The following is a 16,884-nucleotide window of genomic DNA, read 5'->3' on the forward strand; positions in this document are numbered from 1 at the left end:
ATATTACGCTTCGTAAAATAGTTCTGATGTTGCTTTATCAGCAACTTTTGATGAAAGTGATGCCTCTACTGCTTCATCAGAATAATCTTCACGCCTTTCTGGGTTCATGCCTAATTTTTTAATCAGCATCATGTCAGCATCTGCTTCTGGGTTTTCTGTAGTCAGTAGTTTATCACCGTAGAAAATTGAATTAGCACCAGCAAAGAAACACATTGATTGCATTTGTTCATTCATCGCCGTGCGACCAGCAGATAAACGGACATAGCTTTTTGGCATCATAATACGTGCTACAGCAATGGTACGAATAAACTCAAAATGATCTAAATCTTCAACATCTTCAAGTGGCGTACCTTTTACCTTCACCAACATATTGATTGGCACACTTTCAGGCTGTTGCGGCAAATTAGCTAATTGCATTAATAAACCAAAACGATCAGCTGCCTGCTCGCCCATACCAACAATACCGCCTGAACACACTTTCATGCCAGCATCACGCACGTTATCTATGGTGTTTAATCGGTCTTGGTAAGTACGAGTAGTAATAATCTGTTGATAATATTCTGGTGATGTATCAAGGTTATGGTTGTAGTAATCAAGACCCGCGTCTTTTAATGCATGGGCTTTTTCATTATCAAGCATGCCAAGGGTCATACAGGTTTCAAGCCCTAACTCTTTGACTTCTTTTACCATTTTCTCGATATATGGCATGTCGCGATCTTTTGGATCAGACCAAGCGGCCCCCATACAAAAGCGCGTTGCACCCTTTTCTTTAGCTGCACGTGCTTGCTCTACCACTTTTTCAACTTCCATTAGGCGTTCACGCTCTAAATCCGTTTTATAATGACCAGACTGAGGACAATATTTACAGTCTTCTGGGCAAGCACCCGTTTTAATCGATAATAAAGTAGAAATTTGTACTTCATTTGGGTTGAAGTTTTCACGATGAACACTGGCCGCTTTGAATAATAAATCATTGAACGGCATTTCGAATAATGCTTTTACTTCTTGGTGGGTCCAATCGTGACGGACAACAGCGTGCTCCATAATAGTCTCTTTTCTTAAATTAATGGGACGGTATGATTGGCTAAGTCTACGAGTTGACGTAACATTGTCAACGAACAGGAGGCTACTAAAGTTTACATATGAACAAAAAACAATCTACCGATCTAAATTTTGACCGCGAACATATTTGGCACCCTTATACATCAATGACTAATCCTTTGCCTGTTTATCCGGTAAGTCATGCTCGTGCTAACCGCATTTTTTTAGAAACCGGTGAAGTATTAATTGACGGAATGGCATCTTGGTGGAGTGCTATTCATGGTTATTGCCATCCGGTTTTAAATGAAGCAATAGCCACACAACTAAACAAAATGAGCCATGTTATGTTCGGTGGCCTAACACATCAGCCCGCTGTTGAACTGTGTAAAAAGCTCGTTAGTATGACGCCACCCTCACTTGAAAAAGTGTTCTTAGCCGACAGCGGTTCTGTCAGTGTTGAAGTAGCAATAAAAATGGCTCTTCAATACTGGCTGAGTAAAGGACATACTGGTAAACAAAAACTAATGACGCCGCTTAAGGGCTATCATGGTGACACCTTTGCTGCTATGAGTGTCTGCGACCCTGTAAATTCAATGCACAGTATGTACTCTGGTTTTTTACCTGAGCATGTTTTTGTTCCTGCTCCAAGTGCTAAGTTTAACGGTGAGTTTAGTTCTACAGAGGCTGAAAACCTAGAAAACTACTTTGCAGCTCACCACCAACACGTTGCGGCATTTATAATTGAACCCATTGTGCAAAATGCTGGGGGTATGAATTTTTACCATCCCGATTACTTAAAACATCTACGCATACTTTGCGATAAGTATGATGTTTTACTTATTTGTGATGAAATCGCCACAGGCTTTGGCCGCACAGGTACCTTGTTTGCTGTTGAGCACGCCGACATAGAACCAGACATTTTGTGTATTGGTAAAGCATTAACGGGTGGCATGATGACACTTTCTGCAACCTTAACCACCAGCAAAGTTGCTATTGGTATTAGTGAAGGTGAAGCCGGAGTGCTTATGCATGGCCCTACTTTTATGGGTAATCCATTAGCATGCGCAACTGCCTGCGCCAGTATTGATTTACTGCTCGAACAACCTTGGCAAGAACAAATAGCACATATTAACCATGTACTCACAGAGCAGCTTGCTAAATGCAAACAACTTGATGACGTAGCAGATGTTCGTACCCTAGGTGCAATTGGTGTTGTAGAGCTAAAACGTAATGTTGATGTAGCAAAAATTCAACGCTTTTTTATAGAGCAAGGAGTGTGGATCCGTCCATTCGGTAAACTTATCTACCTAATGCCACCTTATATAAGTGATCTGCAATGCCTAACTAAGTTATGTGATGCTATATTCGCAGCTATTGATCAACAGGCGTATTAGGGCGTGTTGACCCTTTGTGATTAATTTTGCAGCAGTGTGTTTGGTATTTAGGCAAGGCAGAGCCTATGTAGTGTGGTTGTTCCACATAAATAGGCGATAACGCAGCATCAATGCCAAACACGCGCTAGTAAACAAGACATTAAAAAAGGAAGCCAATGCTTCCTTTCTTATTCATACTTTACCATTCAAACATATACGCCATTTTACTTATGGTTCGTAAAGGAACATTGTGTTCACAACGTTTAGCATAAAGATGCTGCAATGATTTATCTTTAATTTCACCAACAATCACTTCTTTTACTTGATAACCAAGGGCTGTAGCTGCTTGCGCGTAGGCGATAAACTCCCACTTTTTAATATTGGTGTTATCAACAATTACCAATGGGATTTCTTCTGCTAAAGCATTAATAAACCGCGCAAGGTTTAAGTTGTGATACTCAGGAAGCTTGTATTTATCAAATTGATACACACCTTCGCTGTTATAAAAATAATCATCTGTTGCGCAAACGACATACTCACTTTCGTTACCAGCAACTAACTCATCAGCTAGGCTTTGCGCATAATATGATTTACCCGAGCCGGGTAAGCCGCGAAGAATAAAAACTTGTTTCATAGCACCTGTAATACAATAAAAAATAAAAACTAAAGGACAGTTATCCTGTTGAGAATTGTTAATAATGCCACAAAATAACCAATTAGCGCAGTGAGAAATTAAATTATCACGAATTTTACGCAAAAAACCGCTGTTATTTTGTTCAATTGAAGAAAAACTAGTAAAGAGTATGTCTGAATAGTTTTTTTATTTGATTTACGAAGGTAAGATAGTCGATTCAAGTGCAATGCACAGCATTATTATATTAGGCAACTTATATCATTGGAGTGAAGATGAGCCATTTAGCGATTTCAGAGCTATTAGAAGGCAAGGTTGCGGTTGACAGCCAAGTAACAGTAAAAGGCTGGATCCGTACACGCCGCGATTCAAAAGCAGGAATTTCATTTTTAGCCGTTCATGACGGTTCGTGTTTTGATCCTATTCAAGCGGTAGTACCTAATTCACTCAATAATTATGATGAAGTAACACGTTTAACTGCTGGTTGTTCAGTATCTGTCACGGGTATTCTTGTGCCTTCAGCGGGTCAAGGTCAGTCTTTCGAAATTCAAGCTAACTCTGTTGAAGTATTAGGTTGGGTTGAGAATCCAGACACCTACCCTATGTCGGCTAAACGTCATAGCATTGAGTATTTACGTGAACACGCACACCTTCGCCCTCGTACTAACATTATGGGCGCGGTAACACGCGTACGTAACTGTTTAGCTCAAGCGATTCACCGTTTTTATCACGAGCAAGGTTTCTACTGGATCAGCACACCTATCATCACTGCAAGTGACTGTGAAGGCGCTGGTGAGATGTTCCGTGTATCAACTTTAGATATGGAAAACTTACCGCGTACAGATAAAGGTGAGATTGACTACAGTGAAGATTTCTTCGGTAAAGAAGCGTTCTTAACTGTATCTGGCCAGTTGAATGGTGAGACATACGCATCGGCAATGTCAAAAATCTATACTTTTGGCCCTACTTTCCGTGCTGAAAACTCAAATACATCTCGTCACTTAGCTGAGTTTTGGATGGTTGAACCTGAAGTTGCATTCGCAGATTTAGAAGACATCGCGAAACTTGCTGAAAACATGCTTAAATATGTTTTCAAAGCAGTATTAACTGAGCGTCGTGATGATATGGAATTCTTTGCACAACGTGTTGAGAAAACAGCTATCTCTCGTTTAGAAGAATTCGTGACTAAAGATTTCGCACAAGTTGATTACACTGATGCTATCGAAATTTTAAAAGCATGTGGTAAAAAGTTTGAGTTCCCTGTTGAATGGGGTGTGGATTTACAATCTGAGCACGAACGTTACCTTGCTGAAGAACACTTTAACGCGCCTGTAGTTATCAAAAACTACCCACGTGATATCAAAGCGTTCTACATGCGTCAAAACGAAGACGGCAAAACAGTGGCAGCGATGGACGTAGTTGCACCAGGTATTGGTGAAATCATCGGTGGTTCTCAACGTGAAGAACGACTAGATGTATTAGATAAGCGCTTAGAAGAAATGGGCTTAAACAAAGAAGACTACAGCTGGTACCGTGATCTACGTAAATACGGTACTGTACCTCACTCTGGTTTTGGTCTAGGTTTTGAGCGTTTAGTTGCTTATGTAACAGGTATGGGCAACGTTCGTGACGTTATCGCCTTCCCTCGTACTAAAGGCAGCGCGACATACTAATCAGTATCGCCTAGCAAATAAAAAGCCGCTCTCGAGCGGCTTTTTAGTTTTTCTTTTGTACAGATGTAATATCGACAACTCTATCTCCTTCAAAGGTGATAGATACTAAATACTCACCGCCAATTGAGCCTTTAAGCTTATAAGACCAAGTTTCTACCTTTTGACCTGGCTTTATATTACCGCCTGTATCAATACCTAAACTTTGCACGTCTTTGAGTAAGGGAGTGCCTAATTTATCTAAAACTTCGATTTTGCTCATATCTTTAAGTACAAGATCTCCATCAGATAACCTAAAACTGCTGCCAGCAAAGGCTAGTAAAGGACAGAATAAAAAACATAAAAATAAAAGGTTTTTGAACATGGTTCTTGCCTTAAAATAACATTGAAATGTGATTCTGGATTATGAAGTTATAGTTTAATTTTAGAATGTAAAATCCCTTTAGCCAATATCCGAAAGGTTAGATGAAGCAAGCATGAAAACTTCTAAACTATCGGTTTATTGAAAAACGGTTTATGTATAACGTCCTTTCCAGCTCGTGTTTTTAAATTATCATAAAAAAAGCTGCGCACCTAAAAGGTGAACAGCTTTTAACAACCAGAATCGTTATGAATTACAGAGCGCTTTCAAGCTCAGGTAACACATCAAATAAATCAGCAACTAAACCATAGTCAGCGACTTGGAAAATTGGCGCATCAGGGTCTTTGTTGATGGCAACAATCACTTTAGAGTCTTTCATACCCGCTAAGTGTTGAATCGCACCACTGATACCTACAGCAATATATAAGTCTGGGGCAACAATTTTACCGGTTTGACCAACCTGCATATCGTTTGGCACAAAACCCGCATCAACAGCAGCGCGTGAAGCACCAATTGCTGCGCCTAGTTTGTCAGCAATACCATTCAATAACGCAAAGTTTTCACCATTTTGCATACCACGACCACCAGAAATAACCACAGGTGCAGCAGTCAGCTCTGGGCGTTCTGATTCAGTTTGTTCTTCTGATACAAACTCACTCAAACCAACAGAGCCTTTACCTGTAACGCTTGTTACAGCTACCGGTGCTTGCTCTGATGCAATATCAAAGCTACTAGCACGAACAGTGATTACTTTTTTGCTATCCAGAGATTTAACTGTGGCAATCGCATTACCTGCATAAATAGGACGTTTAAATGTATCAGCATCAATCACATCGATGATTTCAGAGATTTGCGCAACATCTAAAAGTGCTGCAACACGTGGCATAAAGTTTTTACCCGTTGTTGTAGCGCTCGCGACAATGTGTGAATAGTTATCTGCTAAAGATAAAACCAGATCCGCTAGGTTTTCAGCAAGCTGATGTGCGTAAGCGGCATCATCAGCAATCAGGACGCTGCTAACACCTGCAATAGATGCTGCTTGCTCACTCATTGCAGATAAGTTTTCGCCTGCAAGTAGTAAATCTACATCAAAACCTAGTTTTACAGCAGCAGTAATCGTTTTATTGGTTTCAGGCTTTAGAACACCTTTGTCGTGTTCAGCTATCACTAATGTTTTCATTTAGATCACCTTCGCTTCTGTTTTTAACTTTTCTACCAATGTCGCAACATCTTCAACGATAATGCCACCACTGCGTTTTTCTGGCTCGTTTACTTCAACCAGCTGCACGCGAGGCGTAAGGTCTACACCTAAGCTATCAGCAGCAATTACATCAAGTGGTTTACGTTTTGCCTTCATAATATTTGGCAATGAAGCGTAACGTGGTTCATTTAAACGTAAATCTGTCGTTACGATAGCAGGTAGTTTAAGAGCGACTGTTTGTAAACCACCGTCCACTTCACGCGTAACATTAACTGTACCCGCTTGTACATCTACTTTAGATGCAAAGGTACCTTGGCCACGACCTGTTAAAGCAGCAAGCATTTGACCGGTTTGATTGTTGTCAGAGTCAATCGATTGCTTACCTAAAATAACTAGCTCAGGTGATTCTTGCTCTACAATCTTGCTCAGTAATTTAGCAACATGTAAAGACTCGAGCTTTTCTTCTGTTTCAATATGAATGGCTTTATCGGCACCGAGTGCTAAGGCCGTACGTAATTGCTCTTGAGATGATTTATTACCAATAGTCACAGCAACAACCTCAGTGGCCGTCCCTGCTTCTTTTAAACGAATAGCTTCTTCAATTGCAATTTCACAAAACGGGTTCATCGCCATTTTTACATTAGCTAGATCAACATCCGTTTTATCGGCTTTAACGCGTGCTTTGACGTTGTAGTCAATTACTCTTTTAATTGGAACGAGGACTTTCATCGTGACTCCATCAATTGTGTGTTCTCAAAGTTGACCTTCGCGTCAACTTATTTATTTTATGAATTCAGACTACTTCCTGTTGACGTAAACGTCAACCTAAAATAACCTTAAAGTATTCACAGCCTGTAACGTTTCATTTGCAAGTATGAAATAAGGTTCTTTACAGCAGGTCCGTCACCGAGAAGAGGTTTATATGGTCGAACGCGAAACCATGGAATTTGATGTAGTCATCGTAGGCGCAGGCCCAGCAGGTTTATCAACTGCGATTAGATTGGCTCAACAAGCACAAGAAAAACAACAAGAATTAATGATCTGTGTGGTAGAAAAAGGCTCTGAGGTGGGCGCGCACATTTTATCTGGTGCCGTTTTTGAAACCAAAGCACTCGATGAATTACTACCCGATTGGCAGTCATTAGGCGCTCCGGTTACTACAAAAGTAACGCAAGATGATATTTACTGGTTTAATAACAGTGAAAAAGCCACCAGCATCCCCCACTTTGCGAGCCCTAAAACATTCCATAACGAGGGCAATTACATTGTTTCTATGGGTAATGTATGTCGCTTTTTAGCTGAACAAGCTGAAAACTTAGGGGTAGAAATATTCCCAGGCTTTAGTGCGCATTCTTTAATCATTGAAGACGAGACAGTAAAAGGCATTATCACTGGCGATATGGGCCTTGATAAAGACGGCAACGAAAAAGACGGTTATATGCCGGGTATGGAGCTTAGAGCAAAATACACAGTATTTGCTGAAGGCTGCAGGGGTCATTTAGGTAAAGAGTTAATCAAACACTTTGCCCTTGATAAAGATGCGTCACCACAGCATTACGGTTTAGGGTTCAAAGAAATATGGCAAATCGACCCGAGTAAACATAAAGAAGGCACCGTTGTACATGGCACAGGCTGGCCATTAACCGGCGATACCAGTGGTGGTGCGTTTATGTATCACAGCGACAACAACCAAGTGGTCGTAGGCTTAATTGTTGACCTTAACTACTCAAACCCACATTTAAGCCCGTTTGATGAATTCCAACGTATGAAGCATCACCCTGTCTTTAAATCTGTATTAGAAGGCGGTGAGCGTATAGCCTATGGTGCAAGAGCCATTGCCAAAGGTGGCCTGCGCTCATTACCAAAAATGCACTTCCCGGGTGGTTTACTTGTTGGTTGTGATGCCGGCACATTAAACTTTGCGAAGATCAAAGGTAACCATACAGCAATGAAATCAGGCATGGTCGCTGCTGATGTGATTGTAGCAGCCCTTAGCGACGGAAAAGAAAATACCGATTTAGCAGAATATAAAACGGCCTTTGAACAAAGCTGGGCGTATAAAGAGCTCTATCAATCGCGTAACTTTGGCCCTGTTATGCACAAATTGGGTAAGTTCTTAGGGGGTGCTTATAACACTCTAGACCAAAACCTATTTGGTGGCAGCTTACCGTTTAACTTTGAAGATAACATGCCAGATCATGCCACCTTAGTTACTGCTGTTCAGGCCGAAAAAATCGACTACCCAAAAGCAGATGGCAAACTAAGCTTCGATAAACTTTCATCGGTGTTTTTATCAAATACCAATCATGAAGAATCGCAACCATGCCATTTAAAGCTAAAAGATAACTCGATTCCAATTACAGTGAATTTGGTGCAATTTGATGAACCAGCGCAACGCTACTGCCCTGCTGGCGTATACGAAATACAAGAAGTCGAAGGTGAAAAACAGTTTGTGATTAATTCGCAAAACTGTGTGCACTGTAAAACCTGTGACATAAAAGACCCAAGTCAAAACATTACTTGGGTAACACCTGAGGGAGCTGGCGGACCAAACTACCCAAATATGTAATAACTAACGTTACTCATTTAATTAAAATTCATCCTAAATTGCAGGGGCTTCGGCCCCTTTTTTAGGCTATGCTTAAGGTCTGTTTACCTTTACAGATTAAGACGTTAAAGGTGAACTGATATTAGTCGTGATTAAAAGTGAGTAAAATATGCCGTCTTCAAGTGTAACCTTTCGTTTTTTAGCTGAACCTACCGATGTAAATTTTGGCGGTAAGGTTCATGGTGGTGTGGTAATGAAGTGGATTGACCAAGCAGGATACGCCTGTGCTGCAGGTTGGAGTGGTCATTACTGCGTTACTGTTTCAGTAGCGGGTGTAAAGTTTCAGCGCCCTATTTTGGTTGGCCAAATTGTCGAAGTGAAAGCCAGTATTGCTCACACAGGTAAAACCAGCATGCAAATCTTTATTCAAGTCCGCTGCGGTGACCCAAAAACACAAAACCTAGTTGAAACCAATCATTGTGTTATTAGTTTTATTGCGATGGATGAAGCAGGTTACCCAATCGAAGTACCTTCTTATACCGCTGTGACTGACGAAGAAAAGAAAATTGAAAACTATGCGATAAAAATGAAAGAGATCGCAATAGAAACAGAAACCCTTTTGCAAAAAGCGTAAAACAACACTGATTTAAAAACTGCACCTAGTAACTTCTACAGAGCACCCTGAAATTGTTACGACTGCCAAACTGAACGCCTGTTTACAGTTTCAACAACCTGGTCATAAAATCGCTTAATAAGGCCTAAAAACAATACTTTAGGCTTTATTTTTGCGTTGGCATTGCCATTGCAATACTCCTAGTGAATGACGCGAAACATTCGTTTTTTATTTTTTAAAGGAGCTATTAAATGATTAAAGCAATTTCAATGTCTGCACTTTCTTTAGCACTACTAGGTTTTAACAATGCTGCATATGCAGATATTACCGAAATGGATTCTCCGCGTATTTATACCGGTATCGGCTACGGTCAATATTCTTTTGAGTTTGAAGACAGCGAAAATGACACTGACTTCGATGATGATTCACAAATGCTAAAAGGATATATTGGTACGCAATTTAATAAATACCTAAGCCTTGAACTTGCATACCAAAACTTTGATGAAGTAAGCGATATCGATTCTAAAGCTGAAATTGACGGTGTTTCACTGGCTGCACGGTTAGCAGCGCCGATTACAGAAAGTTTTTCTGTCTATGCCAAAGGTGGCTGGCTAGAATGGGATGCTGAAATTGAGCAAGACTTAGGTGAACTTGGCAGTATTAGTGCCGACACTGATGGTGGTGATGTATTTTATGGTGCAGGTATTGAGTATGCTTTCACTACGAATATGCAAGTACGTTTAGAATATGAGCGCTATGAATTAGAAGATGATATCGACCCAGATATGGATGTTGCCTCAGTATCATTCCAATACATGTTCTAATTTAAACCTATTGGTCTAATTATTAAAAGGCAGTCTCGACTGCCTTTTTTTGCATTTGCATGTAAAATGTCGGCAGATTATCTTAACGACAATGCACAATGAGCGAATACCAATTAACTGCCGTCGGCCACATTCAATCTCCTTACAAACAAAAATTTGCTATACCGCGCCAACCTCGTTTGGTTCCTGAAGCGAAAGCAAAGCTGGTATTCAGCAGCGATTTTAACCGCGAAGAGTTTGTTCGCGGCCTCGATGAATTCAGCCATATTTGGTTATTATTCAGATTTCACGAAACCGCTGATAAAGGCTACTCAGCAATGGTAAGACCCCCGCGTCTTGGCGGTAATGAGCGTAAAGGTGTATTTGCAACACGCGCAACTTTTCGCCCAAACGCAATTGGCATGAGTGCTGTAAAACTGGAGGGCATCGAATATAAAAATGGTCAATTAAGCTTATTACTGTCAGGTATCGATTTGCTCGATGGCACACCAATATTAGATATTAAGCCTTATTTACCTTACTCAGATGCGATGACTGATGCCACAGCAGGCTTTGCCGATACCCGACCAGAAACCGATATGAGTGTCGAATTTAGCGATGAAGCCCTAGCCTTTATCGAAAAACAAACTGAACAACCTGAATTAAAAGCGTTTATAAGCAATGTATTAAAGCAAGATCCTCGCCCGGCATACAAAAAGCAACGTGATTCAGAGCAAAGCTACGGCATGACCTTATATGACTTTAATATTCGTTGGCATGTTAAAGATAACCACAATACAGTGATCAGCATTGAAAAATGCTAGCTTTTTTTACACATAGCGCTTTAGTGTCAGTGATTCCACTGGTAAACTGAGCGCCTTGTTACTACTCAAACGTATTGAGTAAACGATAATAATTTTAACACTACTTGGAATAGAGATGCGTACCAGTCAATATATACTCGCAACACTTAAAGAAACTCCGTCTGATGCAGAAATTGTTTCTCATCAATTAATGCTACGAGCAGGCATGATCCGCCGCGTTGCGTCGGGTTTGTATACATGGTTGCCCTCTGGTTTACGCGTACTTAAAAAAGTAGAAAACATTGTACGTGAAGAAATGGATAAAGCTGGCGCTATCGAAATGTTAATGCCAATTATCCAACCTGCTGATCTTTGGGAAGAGTCTGGTCGTTGGGAGCAATTTGGTCCTGAATTACTGCGTATTAATGACCGCCACAACCGCCCATTTGCTCTTGGTCCAACTCACGAAGAAGTGATCACTGATTTTGTGCGTAAAGAAGTAAGCTCTTATAAGCAATTACCACTTACTTTATATCAAGTGCAAACCAAAGTACGTGACGAAGTTCGCCCTCGTTTTGGTGTAATGCGTGCTCGTGAATTCACCATGAAAGATGCTTACTCTTTCCACTTAAGTGATGAGTGTTTAGAAAAAACATATCAAGTAATGCACAAAGCATACTGCAACATCTTTGAGCGTCTTGGTCTTGATTACCGCCCTGTTATCGCTGATACAGGTTCTATTGGTGGTAGCGTATCGCACGAGTTCCACGTACTTGCAGAATCTGGTGAAGATGCAATTGCCTTTAGTGATGCAAGTGATTACGCTGCAAACATCGAAAAAGCAGAAGCATTAGCACCGACTGAAGAGCGTCCAGCAGCAAGCAAAGAGTTAAAAGTGTTCCCAACGCCTGATGCAAAAACCATCGCTGAGCTTAAAGAACATTACGGTGTTAAACCTCATCGCGGCGTGAAGACATTAATCGTATATGGTGCGCCAGATGAAAACGAACAACGTGGTTTAGTTGCGCTTGTTTTACGTGGCGACCATGAATTAAACGAATTAAAAGCTGAAAAACACCCACTTGTGGACTCACCACTTGAAATGGCGAAAGAAGAAGACATCGTTGCAGCTATTGGTGCAAAGCCGGGTTCATTAGGCCCTGTAGGCCTAACGATGCCAATTATTGTTGACCGCTCTGCAAATGTACTTGCTGACTTTGTTGCGGGTGCAAACAAAGACGGCGAACACTACAGCGGTATTAACTGGGATCGTGATGTAGAAAACTACGAAGTTGCTGATATTCGTAACATCGTGGAAGGCGATCCAAGCCCATGTGGTCAAGGCTCACTGCAAATCAAACGTGGTATTGAAGTAGGTCATATCTTCCAGCTAGGTACTAAGTACTCAGAAGCTATGAAAGCTGGCGTACTGAGTGAATCTGGCAAAAACCAAATTATGACCATGGGTTGTTATGGTATTGGTGTTTCACGTATCGTAGCTGCGGCTATTGAGCAAAACAACGACCAATACGGTATTAAATGGCCACAGCCAATCGCACCGTTTGATTTAGCGATTGTACCTATGAACATGCATAAGTCTCACCGTATCCCTGATATCGCTGAAAACCTTTATAAAGGATTAAAAGAAGCGGGTTTAGACGTGTTGTTTGATGACCGTAAAGAGCGCCCTGGTGTGATGTTCAACGATATGGAACTTCTAGGTGTACCTTTCACACTCGTTATTGGCGAGCGTAACCTAGACGAAAACAAGGTTGAACTTAAAAACCGTCGTACCGGTGAAAAGTTAATGCTTGATTTAGATACTGCAGTTGCAGAAATTGCATCTTTAATTAAAGGCTAATTAGCTAGCTATTAATAAACAAAAAACCGCTTCGGCGGTTTTTTTGTTTTATTAATTGTCATAGATGTTTCGCTAAAGCGTCTTTTTACTGTCATTGATTCTGCCTAGCATTTACTTTATTACACCATGAGTAAATGCCATGAATAACACCACTTGCAGTAGTAAAACCCACTATCCTGCCGTTTGGATCTCCGACGTTCACTTAGGTTACAAAGACTGCCAAGCGCAGTACTTACTCGACTTTTTAAATGCCATTGAATGCGACGTACTGTATTTGGTTGGTGATATTGTTGACTTATGGTCAATGAAACGACAATTTTTCTGGCATCCAAGTCACTACGATGTGTTAGCGCTTATTCAACAAAAAGCGAAAGAAGGCACCAGAGTTATTTATATACCCGGTAATCATGACGAAACCTTTCGCCATTATGCCAATGAGTCGTTGTTCGGTATCGAAGTACACAAACAATATATACACACCACTAAGGCCAACAAACGGTTTTTGCTTTTGCACGGTGATGATTTTGACTCAGCAACCCGATACAACAAATTAATCAGTATTGCAGGCGATGCTGGCTACGACTTGTTATTATTTCTAAATCGTTGGACTAATCGTATTCGCCGTTTATTTGGTGGTAATTATTGGTCTTTAGCGTCTTGGATAAAAGCTAGAGTACATAAAGCGCGTGAAGCGATCGATGCATTTGAAAAAGCAGCCATCCATGAAGCAAAAAAACAAGCTGTCTATGGCATCATTTGCGGGCATATTCATCACCCTGCCGTTAAAGTAGTTGATGGTATTTTGTATTGTAATGATGGCGACTGGATAGAAAGTTGCACTGCATTAGTTGAAAACAGTTCAGGTCGTATTGAATTACTACACTGGAGTGAAACACAAAAAGTGATTCACTCTGCAGACATTAGTAAACTGACACCTAATCACGGACTTAATAATAGCCAAGATGCAGCCTAGTTTTTAAGCCACATTGCTAATTTTTTACGTAATGTGGCTTGTTTTATAGGCTTGGTAATGTAGTCGTTCATACCAACACTTAAACACTTTTCTCTATCGCCTGCCATAGCGCTTGCCGTCATGGCTATTATGACAACATCTTGGTATTGCTGTCCTGCTTTTCCCTGACGGATCGCTTTTGTACAGTCATAACCATTGAGATTGGGCATCTGACAATCCATTAAAATTAAATCAAATTCTGATTTGTTATTTTTCAACACATCGAGAGCGTCCAGTCCATCACTAGCAGACTCAATATGTATATGGCTATCTCGTAATATTGCTTTACTGACTTCTATATTAATTAAGTTGTCATCCACGATTAAAATTGACCGGTTTGATAAATCTAACTCTATACGCTCTTTTTCATCGTGGTTTTTACGTTCAATAAGATGATCTGAATCTTTATAAAGTAATGCTAATCGGTAAACTAACTCATCTTTAGTCACGGGTTTAGCAATGAAGATAATATTATCTGGCAATTGTTGTCGTTTAGACATGGAGGATAAAATCCCCAAAACCATTAAATATTTATCATTATTATGTTTTGCATAGCTGATAACGCTATCAATTTCTGCATGTTTGTGATCAATAATGATTAAGTCAAAGCTAGTAAGTTCATTGCTACTAAAAGACATTATTTTTTGTAAACTTTTATAAGTCGGAAAACATATACTTTGCAGCTTTTTCTCAATATTCTGCGCTAAAACTTCATAACTTACTGCTAAGCCAATTCTTTTTTCGGCCAATAATGCCATTGGTTTATTTAATGGCTTTTCTTGCTGCACAATTTCAACTGAAATTGTCGCTGTAAAACAACTGCCTGCATCTTTTTGACTTTTAACAACTATATCTCCACCCATCATCTGCGCGAGGCGCCGACTGATCGATAATCCAAGTCCACTTCCACCATAATGCCGTGTTGTGCTTGAATCTTCTTGGGTAAATACTTCAAATAGCTTGCTTTGATTTTGCTCTGATATACCAATTCCTGTATCAATTACTGCAAACGTCAATTGTACAGTGTGTTCATCAATATGTTGTTCAGCCACCGATAAAAGCACATGACCTTTGTGCGTAAATTTAAACGCATTGCTTAATAAGTTATTTAATATCTGTTTTAAACGATGACTATCACCTATTACAGTTCGATGTTTTACATCACAAGTATCCAGTAACACTTCGAGGCCCTTTTTATGCCCCTGCATTGCCATTGAGGTGATTAAATCACTACATACCGCCACAACATCAAACTCATGAAAATCTAAATCTAACTTTCCTGCTTCAATCTTAGAAAAATCTAAAATATCGTTTATTAAAGTCATCAACGAGTTGGCACTTGCATTTGCATAATGTAAATACTGTAACTGTTGCTTTGTTAGGGGTTGCTCTTCAAGCATTTCTAGCATCCCCAATACCCCATTCATAGGGGTGCGAATTTCATGGGAGATATTAGCGACAAATTCACTTTTAGCTTTACTGGCTGCCAAAGCTTGCTCGGTTGCAGACTCAAGCTCAGCGGTACGTTTTTTAACTTCTTCTTCTAAAGTGTCATTTAACTTTTCAAGCTGATGCTGCGCGTTTTTTAGCGTATCAATATTCCTAGCAATTGCTGCTAACTGAGTTTGTTGATTCGCTGCGTCATATATCGTCGCGAGAGTAATAGAAAAATAATGCGTTTTATTTTGATCAATATGAATAGCCTCAAATGAACAAGGCTTATCTGATTTTATAGCATGTTTGACACCTAAAAAATCTTCATCGTTAAAATTGAATAGCTGCTCAAATTCAGTTTTGTTTTGCTCAATGCCAAAGAAAGTTTTTGCTGTTTTATTTGCATAGCAAATGATCCCATTAGGCATAATCATGAAAATTGAATCTGAAGAACTTTCGATAATCTTGCTGTTTTTTTCTTTCAAAAAATTTAATTCTAGCTTTCTGTTAATGTTGCGCTGATAGATAATAAATACAGCTATAACGCATATAAGTGCTAAACAGATTAGAAAGATAAATTTGTTTCGCTTTTGCTCTAATTTTTTTAATAAGTTATCTGTATCAACTGACACCGCAATCGTTAATGGTGCCATTTTTATACCGTTTTTAAATTCCACAGTTTGCTTTAAGTAAAGTTGCTTATGTAAATAAAAAGCATCAAAAAAATCGACTGTGTTTATGTTTTGATTTGCAGAAAAATCCTTAGACCATGATTTATCGCTCCCTAACTCAAAACTAAACCGGTATGTTTCATCTGGGTGATACAAATATTGCTGGTTAGCATTAAGCAAGTACACATTAAACTGCTTATCAGTATCAGCTGTAAGCTCACGTAAAAGATTGTCTGCAAAGTAGTTTATGATCAGTACCGCAAATGGGCTTCCATTGGCATCTTGAACCAGTTTAGAAACCCTGTAACTAGTCACATAGGGTCGCTGAATTTGGCCGTTTTCTCGGTTGTAATTAATTGGCGAAATATATACAAAGCCATTTGCTAATTGTGAGGTGATGGTCATGTATTCTCTGTTGCCTTTATGTTGTAGCTTATCCTCTGCCACACGAATAACTTGACCATCTATATTATCGACTCTTACAACTTCTTTACCGTTATCTGCAATGTAAATATACCTTGCTTGGGCTATATTCTTATCTGTAGTCATAAAACCACTGAAAATTTTTGCTAACCTGTCTTTCCATGCTGAAATAGGTGTTCCAAGTACAGGATCTATTTGTTGCTCATTAGTGGCGCGCATAATGGCCATGATAGGTGGGGTTGCATCTAGAAAGTTAAGTGCAGAAATATTTTCTCTAAATACAGAGCGTAAAGCAGCTTCTTTATCAGTCAGTCGCGAATTCAAGTCCGAAGTGCACCACTCGCTAAATTAGGCTGCTTTGCGTAATTCATCGAATATTACCGCTGGTTGCCTAAACCCTAGACATTTTCTCGGCCTCGCATTGAGCGCCTTTTCTATG

Annotated in this window: 14 protein-coding genes; 8 read left to right on the forward strand and 6 right to left on the reverse strand. The window is 39.9% G+C overall.

Going from position 1 to position 16,884, the window contains the following annotated elements:
• Positions 1–3: 3 nt before the first annotated feature.
• Entirely contained in the window at positions 4–1,044 is a 1,041-nt protein-coding gene (bioB, locus tag NH454_RS13955; protein WP_135924446.1) for a biotin synthase BioB, read from the reverse strand.
• Between the two features lie 98 nt (positions 1,045–1,142).
• Here bioB and bioA point away from each other — a divergent pair, with 98 nt between their 5' ends.
• The gene (gene bioA / locus NH454_RS13960; RefSeq protein WP_235382154.1) at positions 1,143–2,435 is read left to right on the forward strand and encodes an adenosylmethionine--8-amino-7-oxononanoate transaminase; all 1,293 of its coding nucleotides are present in this window, start codon (positions 1,143–1,145) and stop codon (positions 2,433–2,435) included.
• A gap of 178 nt (positions 2,436–2,613) precedes the next feature.
• On the opposite strand, the gene NH454_RS13965 is transcribed toward bioA, so the two are convergent.
• Positions 2,614–3,048, reverse strand: coding sequence for an ATP-binding protein (locus tag NH454_RS13965; RefSeq protein WP_135924440.1), 435 nt, complete (start codon positions 3,046–3,048; stop codon positions 2,614–2,616).
• 272 nt (positions 3,049–3,320) lie between these two features.
• On the opposite strand from NH454_RS13965, the gene asnS reads away from it, so the two are divergent.
• Entirely contained in the window at positions 3,321–4,718 is a 1,398-nt protein-coding gene (asnS, locus tag NH454_RS13970) for an asparagine--tRNA ligase (RefSeq protein ID WP_135924437.1), read from the forward strand.
• A gap of 43 nt (positions 4,719–4,761) precedes the next feature.
• On the opposite strand, the gene NH454_RS13975 is transcribed toward asnS, so the two are convergent.
• The 3 genes from NH454_RS13975 to NH454_RS13985 all read right to left on the reverse strand — a co-directional run bounded on the left by NH454_RS13975 (position 4,762) and on the right by NH454_RS13985 (position 7,006).
• On the reverse strand, positions 4,762–5,079 hold the full coding sequence (locus tag NH454_RS13975) for a DUF2845 domain-containing protein (RefSeq protein ID WP_138556921.1): 318 nt from the start codon (positions 5,077–5,079) through the stop codon (positions 4,762–4,764).
• A gap of 250 nt (positions 5,080–5,329) precedes the next feature.
• The gene (locus tag NH454_RS13980) at positions 5,330–6,256 is read right to left on the reverse strand and encodes an FAD-binding protein (RefSeq protein WP_235382155.1); all 927 of its coding nucleotides are present in this window, start codon (positions 6,254–6,256) and stop codon (positions 5,330–5,332) included.
• Positions 6,257–7,006 carry an electron transfer flavoprotein subunit beta/FixA family protein gene (locus NH454_RS13985; protein ID WP_119851781.1) on the reverse strand — a complete coding sequence of 250 codons (750 nt, stop codon included), beginning with the start codon at positions 7,004–7,006 and terminating at the stop codon, positions 6,257–6,259.
• A gap of 193 nt (positions 7,007–7,199) precedes the next feature.
• Between NH454_RS13985 and NH454_RS13990 the strand changes: the two genes are divergently transcribed.
• The 6 genes from NH454_RS13990 to NH454_RS14015 all read left to right on the forward strand — a co-directional run bounded on the left by NH454_RS13990 (position 7,200) and on the right by NH454_RS14015 (position 13,878).
• On the forward strand, positions 7,200–8,846 hold the full coding sequence (locus NH454_RS13990; protein ID WP_235382156.1) for an electron transfer flavoprotein-ubiquinone oxidoreductase: 1,647 nt from the start codon (positions 7,200–7,202) through the stop codon (positions 8,844–8,846).
• 148 nt (positions 8,847–8,994) lie between these two features.
• Positions 8,995–9,459, forward strand: a complete 465-nt coding sequence (locus NH454_RS13995; RefSeq protein WP_054561436.1) for an acyl-CoA thioesterase — start codon at positions 8,995–8,997, stop codon at positions 9,457–9,459.
• Between the two features lie 230 nt (positions 9,460–9,689).
• On the forward strand, positions 9,690–10,262 hold the full coding sequence (locus NH454_RS14000; RefSeq protein ID WP_235382157.1) for an outer membrane beta-barrel protein: 573 nt from the start codon (positions 9,690–9,692) through the stop codon (positions 10,260–10,262).
• A 98-nt stretch (positions 10,263–10,360) separates the two neighbouring features.
• Positions 10,361–11,065: a tRNA (N6-threonylcarbamoyladenosine(37)-N6)-methyltransferase TrmO gene (gene tsaA, locus NH454_RS14005; protein ID WP_199526530.1), complete on the forward strand. Its 705-nt coding sequence runs from the start codon at positions 10,361–10,363 to the stop codon at positions 11,063–11,065.
• Positions 11,066–11,180: 115 nt separating this feature from the next.
• Positions 11,181–12,905, forward strand: coding sequence for a proline--tRNA ligase (locus NH454_RS14010; RefSeq protein ID WP_199526531.1), 1,725 nt, complete (start codon positions 11,181–11,183; stop codon positions 12,903–12,905).
• Between the two features lie 139 nt (positions 12,906–13,044).
• Positions 13,045–13,878, forward strand: coding sequence for a UDP-2,3-diacylglucosamine diphosphatase (locus NH454_RS14015; protein WP_253039387.1), 834 nt, complete (start codon positions 13,045–13,047; stop codon positions 13,876–13,878).
• Here the strand turns inward: NH454_RS14015 and NH454_RS14020 are convergent.
• Complete coding sequence (locus tag NH454_RS14020) at positions 13,875–16,571, reverse strand: ATP-binding protein (protein ID WP_253039389.1); 2,697 nt, start codon at positions 16,569–16,571, stop codon at positions 13,875–13,877. The genes NH454_RS14015 and NH454_RS14020 overlap by 4 nt on opposite strands.
• Positions 16,572–16,884 lie beyond the last annotated feature (313 nt).

Source organism: Pseudoalteromonas sp. Ps84H-4 (assembly GCF_024124645.1).
GTDB classification, from domain to species: domain Bacteria; phylum Pseudomonadota; class Gammaproteobacteria; order Enterobacterales; family Alteromonadaceae; genus Pseudoalteromonas; species Pseudoalteromonas lipolytica_C.

Coding starts and splice junctions, on each gene's coding strand:
- asnS (WP_135924437.1), top strand. CDS start 3,321: ATGAGCCATTTAGCGATTTCAGAGCTATTAGAAGGCAAGGTTGCGGTT.
- NH454_RS13985 (WP_119851781.1), bottom strand. CDS start 7,006: ATGAAAGTCCTCGTTCCAATTAAAAGAGTAATTGACTACAACGTCAAA.
- tsaA (WP_199526530.1), top strand. CDS start 10,361: ATGAGCGAATACCAATTAACTGCCGTCGGCCACATTCAATCTCCTTAC.
- NH454_RS13965 (WP_135924440.1), bottom strand. CDS start 3,048: ATGAAACAAGTTTTTATTCTTCGCGGCTTACCCGGCTCGGGTAAATCA.
- NH454_RS13980 (WP_235382155.1), bottom strand. CDS start 6,256: ATGAAAACATTAGTGATAGCTGAACACGACAAAGGTGTTCTAAAGCCT.
- NH454_RS13995 (WP_054561436.1), top strand. CDS start 8,995: ATGCCGTCTTCAAGTGTAACCTTTCGTTTTTTAGCTGAACCTACCGAT.
- NH454_RS13990 (WP_235382156.1), top strand. CDS start 7,200: ATGGTCGAACGCGAAACCATGGAATTTGATGTAGTCATCGTAGGCGCA.
- NH454_RS14015 (WP_253039387.1), top strand. CDS start 13,045: ATGAATAACACCACTTGCAGTAGTAAAACCCACTATCCTGCCGTTTGG.
- bioB (WP_135924446.1), bottom strand. CDS start 1,044: ATGGAGCACGCTGTTGTCCGTCACGATTGGACCCACCAAGAAGTAAAA.
- NH454_RS14020 (WP_253039389.1), bottom strand. CDS start 16,571: ATGACTACAGATAAGAATATAGCCCAAGCAAGGTATATTTACATTGCA.
- NH454_RS13975 (WP_138556921.1), bottom strand. CDS start 5,079: ATGTTCAAAAACCTTTTATTTTTATGTTTTTTATTCTGTCCTTTACTA.
- NH454_RS14010 (WP_199526531.1), top strand. CDS start 11,181: ATGCGTACCAGTCAATATATACTCGCAACACTTAAAGAAACTCCGTCT.
- bioA (WP_235382154.1), top strand. CDS start 1,143: ATGAACAAAAAACAATCTACCGATCTAAATTTTGACCGCGAACATATT.
- NH454_RS14000 (WP_235382157.1), top strand. CDS start 9,690: ATGATTAAAGCAATTTCAATGTCTGCACTTTCTTTAGCACTACTAGGT.